Below are 18,368 nucleotides of genomic sequence, written 5' to 3'. Positions count from 1 at the left end.
TTTCTATTTTTTGAACTCAATCTTTTTCGAATAAGAATATAAAACAACTGAACCTTCTTTTTGTTTAAGTTCTACTAACAATGTTGCTGTCTTGCTTTCATCATCAGTTTGAAGATTGTATGATGTTGAGTAAATATTTTTGTCATATGAATTTGTTTGTGGTTTAAAAGAAATAACACTTTGTTTCAATAGTGAACTAAAAACATTTTTAGTATCAATTGAGTCAATGAAATCTTGGTATTTTGAGTCTTCTTTGAGTGTAAAAAGCAGTGTTTTTGAGTCATTTTTGAATGACTGGATAGCTTGGCTTCTTTCTTCTTCACTCAAGCCTTTTTTAACAAAAGAACCTACCTGTGTTATGTCTTTTTGTCCTTCTACATACTCTCCAGCAGTGTGAATAATTTTGACTCTTAATTTAAATTGTTTTGTGCTGTTATTGAATACTGGATTTATTTCTATTGTGTGTCCTGATGAAAGTTTATTAACATTGAACAATGTTACATTGACTGATTTTGCAATTTCTTCATCTTTAAATACTTTTTTAATATCTTTGTTTACTTTTTTATATGTTTTTTCAAACAACGAACGAAATTCTTCAAAAGAAAGATTGTTGGTACTATTAACTTCAATTTTAAAACCTTTGAAAACTTCTTCTAATTGTGAAACATTTAAGTCATTTGTTTTGTTATCACAAGAAGTAACAATCATTGGTGTTGCAAGAAATGCTGTTAAAACTAACGAACCGAAAATAAATTTAAGACTTTTTCTCATACTTACACCATTATGTATTTAAGATTTTTTGCTTGTTCGTAAATGATATCACCGCCTTGCAATGACACTGAACCATTGTGAGTGTGGAATGATAATAAAATGATTGAAAAAACAATACTTAAACTAAACGAAATAAATGTTAGGTACACAACTTTGGGTTTGTCATTGCGTGCATGAATAAATTCAGGAATTAGTTCAAAGACTGAAGTAAAAACAATTACTGCTCCAGCTAGAGTTTGTAATGCTGGTAATAATCAACCAGATTTTAGAAATAAAGGACCACTATAAGCACCAATAAACATCACTGGAATGATTAATAACATTGTGTAGAAATTGTATAAAAGTGCTTTTCAACGAGTCTGTCCATATTGCAACTGTCTGTAATAAATGATTAGAGATTCAATTAAAATGTGAATATTAAAAGTAACTATCAATGATATGTTTGGGTTGGTATAGTCGTCACTAGTGAATTGAAAAACGCTATATCCTAAAACTATACCGTCGATAATTCTGTGACTCAATAGCATGAAAATTGCTACTCAAGCTGCTCTTGGGTTGTCTATATCAGTTAAAGAAATAAAGTGATCTGAGTGGTTGTGATCAGTGTGTGATTTATGAACTTCTTCTTTGCTTAATTTAACCATAGCAAATCTTCAGCCTATTACTAGACCCAAACCGACAAATGAGCTTATCCCCATAATTAAAGCCATGTAAAGTTGTTCTTTTGCTGAACTGCCGCCGGTTAGACTTTTTCCTTGATCGCTCGAGTGAAATCAAGTTTCTAATCCTGTTGATGATTCTTTCATAAATCCTAGTGCCCCTATCATTAAAAACATTCCGGCACTAAATGCATATAAATAAATCATCTTAGAGCTTTTTACATTTTTTTTGACTAGTCCAACTAAAAATGAAATAATCATTGGTCCTAATAGCAATATCAAAATGTAAAGAAGAAGGTTAACAAAAATTGTTAAACCATAATTATTGTTGAATGTTGACTGTGTAAAAAACATTTTTTATTTACCTTTCCTTATATTTTTTTTGTCAAATACAGTCTGAAAATTTCCTAATTTTTTATAACCAATGTACTTTTTATTTTGTAAAATTTAAGATATTGTTTAATTATATAGGAAAAATAACATGACAAAATCCAAAAAATGATTTATTGCCGCTTTACTGACCACCACTGTTCTAGCAAGTGTGTCAACTTTTGTAATTATTAAGGGTTTGAAGCAAGATTTTAGAGCTTCAGATTTTGACTCAAAAGTTGTGAGCCAAGAATTTTTGAAAAATTTCAATGACAAACAAGTCAAGATCTTTAACAACTATAAACCTTTCTTACATGACAACAAAACTGACAACTTGTTGCTTAATCGTTCTTACAATGTTCAGCAAACAAGAAAAAAGAGTATTAGTGATGCCGATGGTAACGAAATAAAAGTTGTTAACGAGGCATACATAACAAAACAAAAACAACCTTCAAGCTATATGGATATTAATAACTTTTTTACTCAGTACAACAAAGAAGATGTAAAAAATGTTACTAATTACGAGTCATGACTAAAAATTATTTTGCCTATCAAATACAATACTTACTATAATAGTGAAAATCTTGAAGTTTTTGCTGATATCCAAACAATAATTTTGAAAATCATAAGTGATCTTAATTCAAATTCATATTTTAATAGCGTGCTGTCAAAACAATTTATGAGTGGCATCTTTTATAAGTTTTCTTGAATTAGATCGCAAGCTTGAATAAAACAAGAATTACAAAAACAGTTTTTCAAAACCGTTTTACTTGCTTACTTGAATTTTTTCTATCTTGACATTAAGGATATCGAAATTGACTGAAAAAACACTGAAGATCAATTAGTAAGCTTCAGTATTTCAAAGGTTTACGACACAAATGGTAAAAATATATTAAGAGACGAAAATACTAAAAAAGTATTTTACATTCCAACATTTAGAGACTACAAAACTGATGCAATATTTGGGGTAGGACAAGATTTAGATGATTCCATGGATAATTTATTTAATGAATATTTAGTCAATCCTTTGCTAACATTTAACAAAAACATTTTTGGTTTTTATGACATTAATTACATTGTAAAATCTATTGATAGTCTAGAATTTTTCAGTGCTCGTTCATTTAATTATTGATTAAACAATTGAGGCGATCATTTCATTAATATTCCCGTTCCTGAATACAAAAAAAATGAAGATAAATCTTATCGCTTTGTTTCTAGTGAATTGACAAGTTACTATAACACTGACCAAATTCTTAAAATTAAAATCGAAGTAACAAAATTAGATGGTTCAAAAGTTTATTATTGATGATTAAGCAGTGCATTTGACGATCATGGTCACAAAATGAAAGGTTTAATCAAAAATCTAAAAACTCTTCAAGAGTTAAAACAATACACCCCAGATCTTAAGCTTGTGGATAGCACAGACTTGTATGAATATGATTTGCAAAATATCGCTAAAGTTCCTGACTTTGAAGGAATAAGTGTTGTGGATTTTGCAAATAGCTCTTTATTTAAGGCTATCGCAATCTATAGCGTACAACAAGCGCACACAATGAAACAAAACATAAATGACTTAAGTTGAGATGATGAAACTAAAATTGTCGAAACTTGACTAAACATAATCTCTTTACAGTATGCAATAGGAACTCAAAAAGGTGACATTCATACTGGAGTAAATCATTTAAAAGTTAAGAGTTTTGAAGAAAACAATAGAGACTATAAACTAGTAGTTCAATTTGTTGATAAAAATGGAATCGTCCTTTTAGAAAAAGAAATTAATTAGGAGTTAAGATGAAAATAAAGAAATTTTTAACACTATTTTCTTTAGTTCCCCTTGCTGCATTTATACCTGTTTTAGCAATGAGTTGTGACAATGAAAATTCAAAGGAAGATAAAACAGAAATAGTAAATCAATTGACTGAAAATTATCGCTTGTTGAGTGAAGATTTAACAAAAATCAGTCAAATAAATACAAAATATCGCACTCTTACACAAAAGTTTGTAGACTCATTCGATTCGTTAAGTAGAAGCATTGATGATCTCCAATTGACTGTAAAAGGTTCCGATTCAGATTTAATTCAAAAAGCAGACAATGTTAAAAGAAAATATTTTCTAAGAGTTAATCTTTCTGATAATGGTACAAAACTTGCTGAAATTAAATCAAGTGAAATGTTTTCAAAAATGTACTACGTAAATCAAGAATCTCAAAGCACGCTAGTATTGACTGAAGATAAAATAAATAGCTTACTTATTAATCAAAGTTCGTTTAAGCAAAACAATGAATTATCACAAGCACTATTGAATCTAAAGCTTTTATTTACAGCACAACAAAACAAACAAGATACAAGTGGATACTCATCAAGCGAAGAATCTCTAAAACGAATAAATGAATACGTAGAAACTAATATATTTGATGCAAATAAACTTAATACTCTTGGAGATTTAGATAATTTTGTAAATAACTCATCAAATATAAACAAATTCCATACACACGCTTATGTAAACTTAAGTATTGAAAATATTTACTGAATAGCAAGATTTAAAAATGACATAGCAAAAGATAACGTTATTGCAAAAATGAAGTTAGATATTAATTCGCTGTTAGAAGAAGTAAAAAACAAACTGGGCGAACATAAAGAAGTACTAGTAAAAGTTCAAACAATTGAAGCTCAACTTCAGGACCTAGAATCTAAAATCAATGACATTAACAACGTTTCACACGAAGACTTTCAAAAAGATGTTCAAAACATCAAGAATGATTTTTTAAACTCAAACCACTGACAAAAAATTAATGAACTTTTGGCAAAAATATAAAATTACTCAGTCCAAGGACTGAGTTTTTTGTTTTTTATCAAGAAACTTATATTCAGTTGTTGTACAAAGCCACTACTTGACTTTTATAATGCATTTGTCCAAGTCAACTCCACAAACATTTAAAAGATTTGAAAGTCTTATTATTTTATTGTTTGTGTCAGAATGTGTATTAATTCAAAACTTATCACTTATTTTATGTCACTTAGTTCCCGCTGCATAAGTTGCATTTGTTTGGTTTGCGAAATTCTTTACATCAACATCGGCTGCAAATGTTTCCAATTCATTTGGATACAAATTATATAGTTCCTTAGCTAAGAATTCAAACAATTTTGTTCAATTTTTAGTAAACTCATTACTTTTCAATACTCGATTATTTGATAAAGGAATTAGATACGAAATAGTTTTTTTCTGCTACAATCAATAGGTTTTTTAAGTGTAAAAGTGATTTCTTTTTGTTGTTCTTCATTTTGCACTAATAAATTTGTAATTGTTATATATTCAAAAATGCCAATGAAATTGTCATAAAGTCATAAGCATCTCTTCTCAATCATGCTACTATTTCATTCCTTAGCGTTTATAACAGATTCATGTATGGTGTAAAACTTCGATAGGTTCTTATCTCTTAAAATAACTTGTTTTTCTTGAAAAGGCTTATTGCTCATTTGTTGATTGTAACCAGTCAAGGTAAGATTTCCAATTCTATCCATTATAAAATTGTGATTCTTCACGTCACTTTCTGATAACGATTTAATTCATGCTTTTGATAGTCTTTGGGGCATTATGTGTTCAATTCAAATTTTGTCTGAATCCTCAATTTTTTCCTTTTTGTTTCTATTTTCTAAAAAGAATAAAAATCCTCTAGCTCATTTTTTTAATGATTGATTATTATAAAAATCTTCCTCTCTAAAAATCACTTGTATTTTGTCATTTGATGGCATTGAAAGTGAAAAACTAATATCATTTGTTTCTTTTAATAATGTTTGGAAAAAGTTCAAATCTGAGTGTAAATTTTTAGTGTTTTCAATCTTTTTAAATAAACTGGCAAAAGAAATTCTAATCTTTGAAGCGCTTGTTTTTATCAAGATATTTCTTGCTATTATTGATATGGTTCAATTTAAGATATCAATTACTTCATTTTCTGGTAATGCTTCAGGATGTAAGTTATGTTGTTTTAATATTTTTAGAATGAAAACATCTGCATAACTTCCTGGCAGTGTTTTATACATCTCAATTTTTTGTCTAATTTCTTTTGAGTTTATTCTTTGTTGATCAATCAAATCTTGATATGAATCTTGAAATTCACTAATTTGTTGCAAAACAGAATCAATGCTTCTCGTTTTTTCATATGTTCTGGCATTTCATTTTTGAAACGCTTCATATACTTCATGTTCGGAATAAATTCTGTCGTCGACATAAGTTAAAAAGTTTTTTAATAATTTATCAATTCCAACTGGGCATTTAGTTCACTCTAATCAATATTTTCTGAATTTTTCATCGTCATAACTCTTATTCATGAAAAGATAATTTTTAATTAAATCAACGTTTGTTAAATTAACTCCACGGGTATTGATGGTTTCATAAATTCTGTGTACTTGGTCAATATCATCTACATTTAAAACAATGAAATAAACATTGAAAAAGTTATCTAAAAATTCTTCAAATTCTTTTTTGCTTGATATCGAGTTTTTCAAGAGAAAGAGAATACTCTCATAATTTTGAGCAAACTGATTATAGTTACCAGACTGAGTCTTTTTGTCACAGCTTGCGAGTTTAGGAGTTTCTAAATAGTTATCAAACTTTATTTCTTTATACCACTCAAGACCACTGATGTCGCAGTTATATGATTTGCTTATCTTTTTGAGTGCCAAAAAAATAAGAAATAAAGTAATGATTCTTTGCTGTCCGTCAATTATTATTTTTTGCGATACTCTATCATAAACGGACATGCTTTGCTCAATAGTGATACCAATGAAAAGATTTCTATTTGTTTTTATATCAATAACTAATTGTCGACAATTCTTTTTATTTCAACAATAGTCTCTTTGATAGCTAGGAATTACAAGTTCTAGCTTATTTTCTTTATCTAGCATATCTTTGACTGAGCGTTTGAATGTATTTAAATTCTTATTTTTACTCATATCTAAATTATAGCAATACTCAACGTTGTCAAATTTGTGCAAAATAAAAGTGAGCTTTACTCACCTTTATCTTTAGTTTCTACTTTTACATAAGAATTAACAAGATCTGCACCGCATGCTTTCAAGATGTCACTAATAACATGGAGTTGATCAATTTGCCTTAAGTCTTGATCGACAATGAAATCATCACTCAAACGATAATATCTATTATGTTTAAACTCATGTAAATTGCGAGTGTTCCTGTATCTCCGTGTTGTACTTTTTTCCGCTAATTTGTGTAAGGTTTCTGGGTAATTTTCATATATTTTTTTGACTATGTCTTTGTAAAAAGTACGAGTGCTAGAGTATTGTCTATCATCTCTTCAAATTTTAGAATCATTGAAGGCAATTTGAGAATATGTTATTTTTGTGAAAGAACCTTTTTTAGGCACATCATTAAATCTAATGTAAATATGCGTTTTATCGATGTTATTGCTTTCATTCAAAACACTGCTATCAGCAGTAATTGAATTTAGGAAAATGTCTTTACTTTGTGTATTCACATCATCATTTGATAACAAGTTTTTATATTCTGGAATGTTTTCGTTCTGGGCTGAGAAACCAATGTTTTGATATGGAAACATTTCAATGAATTTAGTTGCCATTATTTGCGACCTTTCATTAATTTGATCTTTTGATCAAGTGTCACACTTAATTACGTACTCATTTATTAACAAGAATTTAGTTTTTTCTCGATTTTTAAGTATAGCTTTTTTAGACTCAAAATCTAGATTACCTAATTCTGTATTATGTCCTGTCAATGTCAAATTTCCAATTTTGTGTAAATATGATGAATACACATCGTTTGAACCAAAAAGATCAATTCAATTGCTACCTTTTGCATTTTGTGGTGCTATATGCTCAATTGATAAATTGCTTGAAAGCTCTGCAATTTCTTTTGATTTAGCTTTTTCTCATAAATAAAGAAATGATTTTACCAAGCTCTTTTTTATGTCTCTTGAGTAAAAATTATCATCTCTAAAACTTGTTCTTATTTCTTCATCACTAGCAAGTTGTACGTTTTCAAATGGGTGTAATTTCAAATAATCTTTAAAAGCATCATAAAATGTTGGGAAATTATTTTGCTTGTTGTGGTTCTCTACCTTTTGATATAGGCTTACAAAAGCTCAATTGATAACTGAAATACTAATGTTTTTAATTATTGCCCTTGCTATAAATGAATTAGTTCACTTAATAATATTTATTTCTGAAGACCGATTTTTATTTTCAACTTTTGAACCTAAAAGCTCAATAAGAAAACTATCAGCACTTGTTCCGGGTAATTTTAAATAAGTATCAAGTTCTTCTTTAATGAGCTTATCGTTACTTAAACTATTCGAGTAAAGATTCATCATTTTTTTGTGAAAACGATCTACTTCATTTCAAACTTTTTCTGCATTTGAAGGTTCATTTCCAACAACATCATTTGCTCAGTCTTTAAAATTTTTGTAAATTTCTGACTCATTAATTACGCTTTGTTTTTTGTACGAAACAAAAGTTCTTATAACTTTAGTCAAATCTATTTTTTGTTCTTCTCAACAAGGTCAGTAATCCAAGAATAAACTATCTGCTTTTTCAAGGTCTTTAATTAATGTCACAAGAAAATTTTTGACCAAATCAATTGATTTTAATTTCACTCCACTTGTGTTGATAGTTGAATAAATTTTGTGCACATCTTCTTCATCACCAACTGATCATGTAGCAAATTTTGCATTAAGTAAATTATCAACAAAAAGATCAAATTTCTCTTGAGTATCCAAAAAATCACTTAAGTATGTTTTTAAGCTAACGAAATTTTTGTAAAAAAGGTTTTCTTCTGTTTTTTTGATATTTTGTTTACTTTCTTGTTCATCAAATAATTCTTCTAGTTTCTCGAATAAAACTGAGTCCAACTTACTAACAAAATCTATTGAACGAACTTTTCTTGATTCAAGCGTGCTTTTGTCAATTTTTATCCGGTTTTCGCTTTTTGGTTGCTTTGGTTCGTATCTCAAAAGAGCTTGCCACAATAATCATAATGTTGTTATTCTTTGCTGACCGTCGATTAAAACATAACTCAGTTCGAAAGTTTTTTCTTTAAATATTTTTTGAAATATTAAAATTCCTAAAAATAAATTTTTATTATTAAATATGTCTAGAATTAAGGATTCTCACTGCGTCTTAGTTCAACAATATCTTCTTTGATAACGTGGGATTATAAATCTTTCAAAGCCTTTTATTTCTTTAGGATAAAGAATTTGTCCAAGAGTCTGAAGTATAATTACTGTTTCATTTGCGTTATAACTATCGATCATACTGATATTATAGCAGGTTTAACATTTCATAAAAAGTACTCGTTTCGAGTGCTTTTTTAGTATTTTTTACTCGAAAAGTACAACAAATCCCACTCGTTTTTACTGAAAAAATAAAGAAAAACTAAGGTATTAATATACCTTAGCTTCTGACTATTCTCCTGGGTTTTTAATGTCAATTTTTTTAATTAAACCGTTTTCTAAATAAATAACTTTGTGAGCCATTTTTGCTATATCCGGGTCGTGACTAACAATAATTATGGTTGAATTATATTTTTTATTGATGTTGGTTAAAATACCTTGGACAACCAAAGAAGTTTTTTCATCCAAAGCTCCTGTAGGTTCATCGGCTACTATTATTTCTGAGTTTTTTGCTAAAGCTCTAAGAATTGATACCCGTTGTTGTTGTCCTCCCGACATTTGCGAAGGATATTTGTACATACAATTTTCTAGATCGAAATCTACAAATAATTGTTTGATATCCATTCTTTTGCTTTTATCAGTTTGTAAATGAGCTCCTGTTTCAACGTTATCGTATGAATTTAAATTTTGTAATAAGTTATAGTCTTGGAAAATGAACGAAATGTTTTTACGACGAAATAAAGTCTGTTTAGCATCAGAAAGATAAGGAAGAGTTACATTATTAACAATTATTTGTCCTTCTGTCGGTCTATCTAAAGCACTTATTAAATTAAGTAAGGTACTTTTCCCAGAACCTGATTTACCAAAAAGAACTGTAATTTCTCCCCTTTTAATTTCGAAACTTACACCTTTTAAGACTTCTGTAACGTTTGTTCCTGACACATATGATTTACGCACATTTCTTACTTCAACAATGTTATCACCAGTGTTTTTTTCGTCTTTAAACTTATCTTTTGAACGTGGCGTATTGTTAGCTTTGATAATTTTGCGTAATTCTTGTTTTGAGACTTGATTTTCGTTATCAGTTTTATTTTTCTTACTTTTGTGCCCAAACATTATTTTCCTTTCAATAGATAAATAGGTTTAATTTTGTTTAATCCAATTCAAGCAAAGATTGATGTAACTGCAAAAACAACCAGTGCAAGAATAATACTTAAGAGAATAGTTGAGTAGTAAAGTGTCAATGGCAATACCATTTGACTCGTGGCAATCAAGAAGACCTGGAAACCAGCGATTAAGGCCAGTGTGACTGGAATCATTAATAGTGAAGCAATCAAGATAACAGGTATGTAATTGAAGAAGAAAAGATAAATTTTTTCTTTTGATGTATAACCTAAGATTGAAAATGTTGCAATGTTTCTTTCGTTTGCTGAAACCATTGAGTTAGTAATCATAATCAAGATAACTATTGACACAATGAAACTTATAACAACAAAGGCAACAGTGATACTTGTTATAGTTTTTGAAATCTCTTCGATAAATCCTGCCTCAATGTCTTTTGAGTTTACATTATTTGAAGCTGCATATAGAATGTCTTTTCCATAGATTGAATTTTCAGCGGCATAGAACTTGTTGATTGCATCAATCATATTCTTACGGAAGGCAGGGTTAGCAATAGGTTTTGATTCTAAGGTTTCATCTCCCCAAGTATGGTAGTTGTTTTTTCCGTTATAGTTTATGTCTTTTACTTCTTTTACATCAACATTCAAGAACTGAGCAAGCAATTGTTGTCAATCTTCATTTGCATTATTGATTGCATTGTATGACTCAATAGTTGCTTGAAACATAGGTTTTATTGTAGTTTGTCCGTCTGCATTTTGATATCCAACAAACAGTTTTTTGAAGAATGAAGTAACTGACTTATCACCAGCTGTATTGGCATTATAAGTCTGTATTGCTCCCCAATAACCACTTGAAGAATAAGTAGTTAATGAAGATGTTGTTTGATATGGCATAGGATCACTTGACAAAATACCGTTGAATGCTTCATAATGATCCGTATATCATTTTCTGTAATTTTGTTTAGTTTGTTCATCACTAGCACGAGCCTCAAGAGCATTTAATTCACTCATTCTAGCATTTTGGAAAGCAGTACTTAATTTGTCTAAACCAGTAATTTTGTCAACAATTTTTTTCGATGTAATGAATTCATTGTTGATGTAAGTGTTGTTAATTCCTACTACTCTGAAATGATATTTAGTTACAACTGGAGAATGCACTATTTGACTGACAAAACGATTAATATTGTTTGTAACTTGCATTTCAATGACTGAACCTATACTCAAGTTGTATTTATTTGCAGATAAGTTGTTAATGATGATTGGTAGAGTATTTTTGCTGAATTCTTCATCACTTACGTTGAAATCAAAATCAGTATTAATTAGTGATAAAAGATTTTTACCTTTTTGATTTTCTAAAGTAACGAATTTAGAATCATCTTTGTATCCATATACATTGATGTTTTGATTTCTAAATATTGTTTTAGCGTAAGAGTATTTTTCATTAGTATTATCGTTTCATAATACTCCGCCAAACGACATAAAGAAGTCGGTATATTTACCATTTCTGCTTGCATTTAGTAAAAAGTCACGGTATAAAACTCTAACCTTGTCCGTTTTGATAATAATTGCCTTTTTGTAAGTTTCTATTTCTTTGTCATATTCAATGAAGACGAATTTACCAATTTCATTTGAGTTTGAAGATAAATCTTGGTTTGTTCTTTGATACAAGAATCAAGAAACTTTTGGCGCATTATTATTTTCTGTAGCAGTTGCGTAAATTCCGTTTTCACCATACATATCATATGTTTTATAGAATTCATCAACATCAGTTATTCTCTTCTTAGTGTTTGCATTTCAAATAAATTGAGTCAGCATCATATCACTTGAAGCTTTTTTAAAGATTTGTACAACTCTTGCTTTTTGAGTTTCTGGCAATGAAGCATAAACAATGTCTCAAGGTGATAATTCTACTGAAGTGTCTAAAGCAATGTCTAAACTTGATTTAGTCAGCACTGAAGGAGCAAAAGGTTTGTTTACAACGTCAGTGTTAAATGTGTATCCAGGTTTAAAGAAGTAAGGAGAGTTGTAATCATTTTGATTCTTTTCAGTTGAAGAAGCACTAGCGCTCAAATCATCTGGCATGTATAATAGGTCTTCCAAATCATTCTTGTTATATAGAGCATAAGGTCCACCTTCAGTTGTTGGTGTTTCTAAGTCCATTTTGTAGGTGTAACTACGGTTTTGATATGTTCTATTAATTGATTTAGGAAAGACGTTAAAGCTTGAAAGACTGAACATCGTTATCAAGGCAGTAATTGCAAATGAAATAAATAATGAGAATAATTTTCAGAAGTTATTTAGTGTTAACATTGCCACAAAACGTGATTTAAGCGGTAATTTTCTGAATGAAACCGCAATTCTTTGAGCGATTGGACCAATTTGTAAATCACTCAATCCAGACATCATTTCAATCGGTTTAATTCTCATTGATAAGTATGTAATTAAGAAGATTAGTACTGATGTTGCGATGATAGGAATTGCTATTGTAACCAATAAAGTTCATCAGTTGAAACCAATGATTGTAGTTTGTAAGGTTCAGTATGAAGAGAATACTCTAAACGCTGCAGGTTGAGCAAAGTGACCTACTATGTAACCTGATAATCCACCAATAAATGTACTCAATCAACAGAAGCTCGAAAAGGCAAAAGCAATCTCTCTTGAGCGGTATCCTTGACTTCTTAAAATACCAATAACTTTGTTTCTAACATTAATATAGCGTCTAATAATGAAATAAACACTGATTGCTACTAATATGATCAAAATCATAATAGAGAACGTTTGCACAGCACCTATAGCAGTAATGATTGAATTAATCAATTTAATTCTTATACTACGTTCAGGGTTTAAAGGATCTAGCTCTTCTGCTAAGTATGATTTGTCAGAAATATTTGTTGAAATAGAACGAATGAAATTATTGAATTCTGATTTTAGAGTAGCCGCTTTTTTCTTATCACCATTTGTATCAACTAGTAAATATTTTTTAATAGCAAATGTAGGATAGGCACTAACTACCCGGTCAAATCCATTTTCATTAACATAAACTAGAGCTTGCTTCTTAGTGTCGACTTGTAAGTTTTCTTCGTTAATTACTGGGTACAAGTAGTCAGCAGAAATATCATCACCAATAATTACGTATTCAAGCGAGTTAATTACAATCTTGTATTTTGGATCTAGTTGTGAGACAAACTGAGCCATTAAAAATGGATTAGATAAGTATTTACTTAGATCGCCTTTGTATACTTCCTTGTTATTTTTTGTTAAGAAAGCATTGTTAACTTTTGCTAAATATGAAGCAGAATCTGAGTAAACAATTAAGTTATTAATAACAATATTTCCTGTGGCTGAGTAGAAAACATGACGGAAAATGTCATTAATATTAAGGCCAAAAATAACTGGATTATTGTTATTAAAACTACTGATTTTGGCGCTTATTCAGTTTAAGTATGAAACGTCAAGTTCAATGTTTTTATCTCCTTCAGATTCATTTGTTCCGGCATTTTTATCAATCGGAGCAAAGTATAAAGGTTCAAGCATCTTAGCAAGTTGATCAAGACTCATTGTTTCAATTGTGTTTGGTAAATTATCCAAGATGTATTTTAGATTTCCAACATTAGTTTTTTCAGTAATAGCTGATCATAGTAAAATTTGTGGAAAACTTAGAGCAATGTAAGGGTTTAAAATTGCACTGTTTAGACCAAAAATGCTTACTGTTTTTGATAATTTTGTAGCAGCTAACATATCGCGATAAAGAATGTCTAATTCATAATCGCTAACAACTAAAGGTTCTAATGTAGAAGCATTTGATTTTATAAAACTATTTAGAAACTCTTTTTGACTTTGAACAAAGAATGTAGGGAAAATAGTTGCAGAATTAATCAAGCTAAATTGTTGAACTAGTTGATAAATGTTATCACTTAATACTTGTTTGATAATTTGATTATTAGTTTGCAAATTAACTGGTAATTGTGCAATAAATTTATCAATTATGTTTGCATTAATTACTTGTTGAGTTGTGGCAAGATTGTCACTTAATCCATAGCTGATTTTTAGTTTAGTTGCATTATTGTTTTCATCCGCTCCTAATATTGAACCAAATGAAGGAATAGGGTTAGCAACCGCACCATAGTTTAGAACTATATTTTTTACGTCCTGGCTTTGTGCAAATTCAAATAAGTTTAAAAGAATTTTTTGTACATCAGTTAATGAAATTTCAGATCTTGAATTTCTTAATTGGTAGGCCAAACTAATTCATGGTGAAAACAGTACTAATTCCTGATTGATTGTTCCGTTTGTGTCACTAGCCATAAATTGTTTTAAAAGCGGACTAATGTTGTTGTAAAGAAGCTTAAAGTAACCGTCATAGACTGGATCTTGTGGGTTTAATAAAGCTGAACGATAAGCTAAGTCTCCAAAAGATTTAACTTGTTTGGTTACGTCATCTTTAAATGTTAAATTAACTTGATTGCTTGCTAAGCCGTAGTTTTGTAATTTTAGTTTTTTAACAAGATTAATATAGTTATCAAGTTTAACTACTACTTTAGCTAAATCATTAAAATCGGCACTTGAAACTTGTACGACTGAAGACAAGAAATTAGTTTCTTCGATTGTTAAGTCACTATTTCCTTGCGCGATTTTATTTCTTAATGCTGACATTTTGTCTAAATCATAAGCACCTATAGAATTGTCAACATAACTAGTTTTTGAATCTTTTTTGGCAAAAGCTAATAGACTAAATAGTCCTACATCAGTAATTGATATTTTATTTTTATCTTCGGCAGGAAGCTGTAAACCGATTAAGTCAATAGGTTTGTAGGTTGCGCTTGATAAGTTGAAAATTGTTGTTAGCGCTTCTTTAAATTGTTTGAATTTATTGACTGATTTAGTATTTGACTGTTCTGACACTTGACTAATTGAAGCAATGACAGAGGCTAAAAACTCGTTTTGTTTAATCGTTCTTGTGTAATTATTTTTGAAACTGATTGAACCAATTACCAATTCAATTTTGTGTAGGTTTTTTGCTAAGAAATAATTGAATGATTGAGTTAGGTTTTTCAGTGAAAATAAATCAATTAATTCGTTTAAACCTTCAGCAACATTGCTATAAGGTTCTTTTGAGCCGTCTTTGTAAGCATTAAATTTTTCAAACAGTGTTTTAATCGAGTTTCTGTTTGCGGTACTCAATTCTTTGTCTGCATCTACATAACTTTTGACAATTAGTTGATAAATACTATGTGGTTGTGACGGATTTAACAATGCGTTGAAATTTATCTGTGAAACCAAAGATTTCAGTGCTGTTTTTAGCTTTAATTCATCAAAACTTTGTAGCAAGAAGTTTAATTTTTCTTCATTTGAAAGGATTCAGTATTCAGAATTAGGGTTTGAATAAATTTTGTATGGATGTTGTTGATATCAATTGTGAACTAAGGTTGAAAACTTAATAAAGTCTAGTGAGCTAATCAATTGACTAACGCTACTTAACAGTGCTTCAAAATCTTTAATGTATCAAGTCAAGTCTCCAAGTCTAAAGTTCGGAATAATGTTACCTAACAATCCGTTAGTTGCACCAGTAAAATTACTGATTAAAGACTCAATTGAGTTCAATTGGTCACTCAAATATTGTCTTTTCTGTTCGTCCGTGGCTTGTTTTTGATACTCAGAACGAATGTAATTAATAATATTGTTAAAGATTGAATAAATGAAGGCATTTCCATTAGTATTTGCAACAGTCACACCATCAATATTCAGTGGCTGAGTTAAATTATATAGTCAGTCAAAAATAACAAGTTGCACAATTTGGTCGTTAGTTTTCCCTGTGGCAAGAAGGTTGTGAAATTTATTTTTTTCTACAGCTAGTTGTCCTGAGTAAAGAATTCTATCTAGTTGATTCTCAGTAATTATTTTTGATAACTGAGTAGATAAAACAGCATCTTTAATTTGTTTAATTAAAACTCCAATTGAGTTATTTTGAGTAATATCTTCAACAGCGTTTGAGTCAACTGACCCAACTAGTAACGGTAAAGATGTTGAGTTTTTATAAACACTGTCAATTTTTGCTCAACCATTGTCACCAATTTTTGCATTAATTGTTAAATTGTTCTTAATTAAAAAATCACTTAACTGTTCAATGGTTAATTCAGAAGACTGGTTTGAAAATAGTGCTTTTTGTCAAATCTCTTGACCATTTACATTTTTTAGTTCCAGAATAATGTATTTTGTTGCACCACTTTTTGAAGGTGCTTTTGTAATTCCATATTGCACATTAATAGTGTTTGTTTTTTCCGAAGTCAGTGTTACTATCTTTGCTGCTCTTTGATAAGGAATTTTAGTTTCTGGATAGTAGTCAGTGTAATTTTCAAACAACACATTAACGTCTAAATAAGCGGGATCTGGAGTATATCCACGATAAATGTATGTGATGATTGAAGATGCATAAATTGAAGGTAATTTGTAAATTCTATCTTTTTTAGATTCATCTTTTACCAATAAGTATTCATCTAAATTTTGAGGATTAATTGATGAGTTTAAAATTGAAGGATTTGATTGTTCATTAAACATTTTTCCAACATTTTGTTTAACTCCATCCACAACCATGTTACGATCACCGGTATTAATAAAGTGGAAAACTGTCTTTGTATTTTCTTCATCATTAATATTATCGACAGTGATAGTTTTTCTTAATCCAACATTTTCTAGGCCTGCCTTAGAAATAACCTCATCAATAATGCTGTTTTGAGCAATTTTGCTTGCTCCTGAACTTATGTTGTTTCTTTTTTGCTGCAAAATAGATGTGTCTGAAATATTCTTAAATCACTGATTTTTAGCAAGTGTGGTCCAGTTATCATCATAGCCTTCTATTTCGCGGATTGTGTCTTTCGTTAGAGAAGTAGGTTGATTATTTTTCGTTGCAAGTTTGATAGTAGTATCTTCTGGCGAAATGTTTTCTAAAACTGAGTTTCAAGAACCAAAAGGATTGCTACCTATTGATCTTCTCGTACTAATATTTTTTACTCAATAGCTAAATTCTTTAATATCTTTAGGAAGCTGTTTGTTATTTTGATTGTAAATTTGGCTTATGTAAGTTAAATATGTTCCGGTTCAATTTGATTTTGATTCTTGCTCGTTGTAGTCTCAATTTAGCTTGTAATTACGACGAATAAATTCAGTCTTCTTTTCAACTGTTTGAACTCAATCTGTTGGAATTGTATATTCATCATTACTTGAAAAAGTTTTCGTTGCATTTTTGTTGAATTCTAAAATTGTTAAATTATTGTCTAAAAAATAATTTGTTAAGCTGAAAGTATCATTTAACACAGCGTTAGGATTAATATCTCTTTTTGTTACATCATCTTTATTTTTAAAACTTAAATCTTTTGCACTACTAGTAAAGTATCAGCGACCATTATTTTCAACAAAACCTAATGATTTTAAAACATTGCTTCCACTAATAACTAGCACATTTTCAGTCAAGTCTCAAGTTTGATATTGTGATATATCGAAAGTAGCTTCTTGTGTAAAAGGATTAATAAATAAATCACCAGGGTTAACTAGATAGTCGTCTTTTTTAACATAGTCGTCACCGGAAGTGTTTATTACTCTGGCAATATCACTTAATTTAAAAGGTTTAATGAATTTGAATTGAGTATTTTTATCAATTGTTGTTTTGCTTTTTTGCAAGACATATTCGTTATCAACAACTTTGTATAAGTTAGCAACTTCGTTATCTAAAAATTTGATTTTGTTGTTTTCAAAATCAAAAACCACATTTCCGTTACCCCTTAAAGAATTTCAAAACCAGGTTTGAAAGCTTTCGGTATCAACATATGAACCTTTATCATTTGAGTTTTTAGTTAATTTTTCAAGTGGTAAGTAGTTCATATATTCAGTCGGGATGTTTAAATTACGTTCAACTGAATTGAAGCTTGTATTTTCTTCAGGAACATATATATCTGGTTGAGTGGTTGTATTACCATTATCATCAACTTGACTATATCCTTCATTAGGAGCAGTTCCTGAAGGGTTAACGTCTAAGTCAACAGTTAAATCTTGCTGTCTAGAAACTTGTGAGAAATTTTTAAGAGTAGTTGTATAACTTTTTTTAACGTCAAATAGAAGTGTAAAAATTCCACAAGTTATAAACATTAGAATTGTCAAACCTATGACTGTAATCTTGTTCTTAGAAAGTGATTTAAAAACCTCTTTTAACAAACGAATCATGTCTACCTCTTTTGGTGTTTATTATTAATAAATAATAATATTTTAGCAAAATTCAAAAAAATGCAAAAAAATAGAGTTTTTTGAAACTCT

9 protein-coding genes are annotated in these 18,368 nt (G+C 29.4%); 2 read left to right on the top strand and 7 right to left on the bottom strand.

Annotated features, from left to right (window positions below):
• Positions 1-3: 3 nt before the first annotated feature.
• Together ACWXVN_RS01710 and ACWXVN_RS01705 are read right to left on the bottom strand one after the other, a co-directional pair.
• Positions 4-771 carry a hypothetical protein gene (locus ACWXVN_RS01710; protein WP_438341434.1) on the bottom strand — a complete coding sequence of 256 codons (768 nt, stop codon included), beginning with the start codon at positions 769-771 and terminating at the stop codon, positions 4-6.
• 2 nt (positions 772-773) lie between these two features.
• On the bottom strand, positions 774-1,784 hold the full coding sequence (locus ACWXVN_RS01705; protein ID WP_438341435.1) for a ZIP family metal transporter: 1,011 nt from the start codon (positions 1,782-1,784) through the stop codon (positions 774-776).
• 127 nt (positions 1,785-1,911) lie between these two features.
• Between ACWXVN_RS01705 and ACWXVN_RS01700 the strand changes: the two genes are divergently transcribed.
• Positions 1,912-3,582, top strand: coding sequence for an MAG3240 family lipoprotein (locus tag ACWXVN_RS01700; protein WP_455978910.1), 1,671 nt, complete (start codon positions 1,912-1,914; stop codon positions 3,580-3,582).
• Between the two features lie 8 nt (positions 3,583-3,590).
• Positions 3,591-4,613 (top strand): hypothetical protein, encoded by a 1,023-nt coding sequence (locus ACWXVN_RS01695; RefSeq protein ID WP_455978909.1) that lies wholly within the window; start codon positions 3,591-3,593, stop codon positions 4,611-4,613.
• A 72-nt stretch (positions 4,614-4,685) separates the two neighbouring features.
• On the opposite strand, the gene ACWXVN_RS01690 is transcribed toward ACWXVN_RS01695, so the two are convergent.
• The 5 genes from ACWXVN_RS01690 to ACWXVN_RS01670 form a co-directional block, all read right to left on the bottom strand.
• Positions 4,686-4,940, bottom strand: coding sequence for a hypothetical protein (locus ACWXVN_RS01690; RefSeq protein WP_455978908.1), 255 nt, complete (start codon positions 4,938-4,940; stop codon positions 4,686-4,688).
• 59 nt (positions 4,941-4,999) lie between these two features.
• Positions 5,000-6,751: a DUF262 domain-containing protein gene (locus ACWXVN_RS01685; protein WP_455978907.1), complete on the bottom strand. Its 1,752-nt coding sequence runs from the start codon at positions 6,749-6,751 to the stop codon at positions 5,000-5,002.
• A gap of 56 nt (positions 6,752-6,807) precedes the next feature.
• Positions 6,808-9,084 (bottom strand): DUF262 domain-containing protein, encoded by a 2,277-nt coding sequence (locus ACWXVN_RS01680; RefSeq protein WP_455978906.1) that lies wholly within the window; start codon positions 9,082-9,084, stop codon positions 6,808-6,810.
• Positions 9,085-9,234: 150 nt separating this feature from the next.
• Positions 9,235-10,059, bottom strand: coding sequence for an ABC transporter ATP-binding protein (locus ACWXVN_RS01675; RefSeq protein ID WP_455978905.1), 825 nt, complete (start codon positions 10,057-10,059; stop codon positions 9,235-9,237).
• Positions 10,059-18,278, bottom strand: a complete 8,220-nt coding sequence (locus tag ACWXVN_RS01670; protein WP_455978904.1) for an ABC transporter permease — start codon at positions 18,276-18,278, stop codon at positions 10,059-10,061. Before ACWXVN_RS01670 ends, ACWXVN_RS01675 begins: the two co-directional genes overlap by 1 nt.
• Positions 18,279-18,368: the final 90 nt, after the last annotated feature.

The organism is Mycoplasma sp. 4044 (assembly GCF_053851695.1).
The sequence above is the reverse complement of the archived record's forward strand: the minus strand, read 5'-3'. Positions and strand labels throughout refer to the sequence as shown.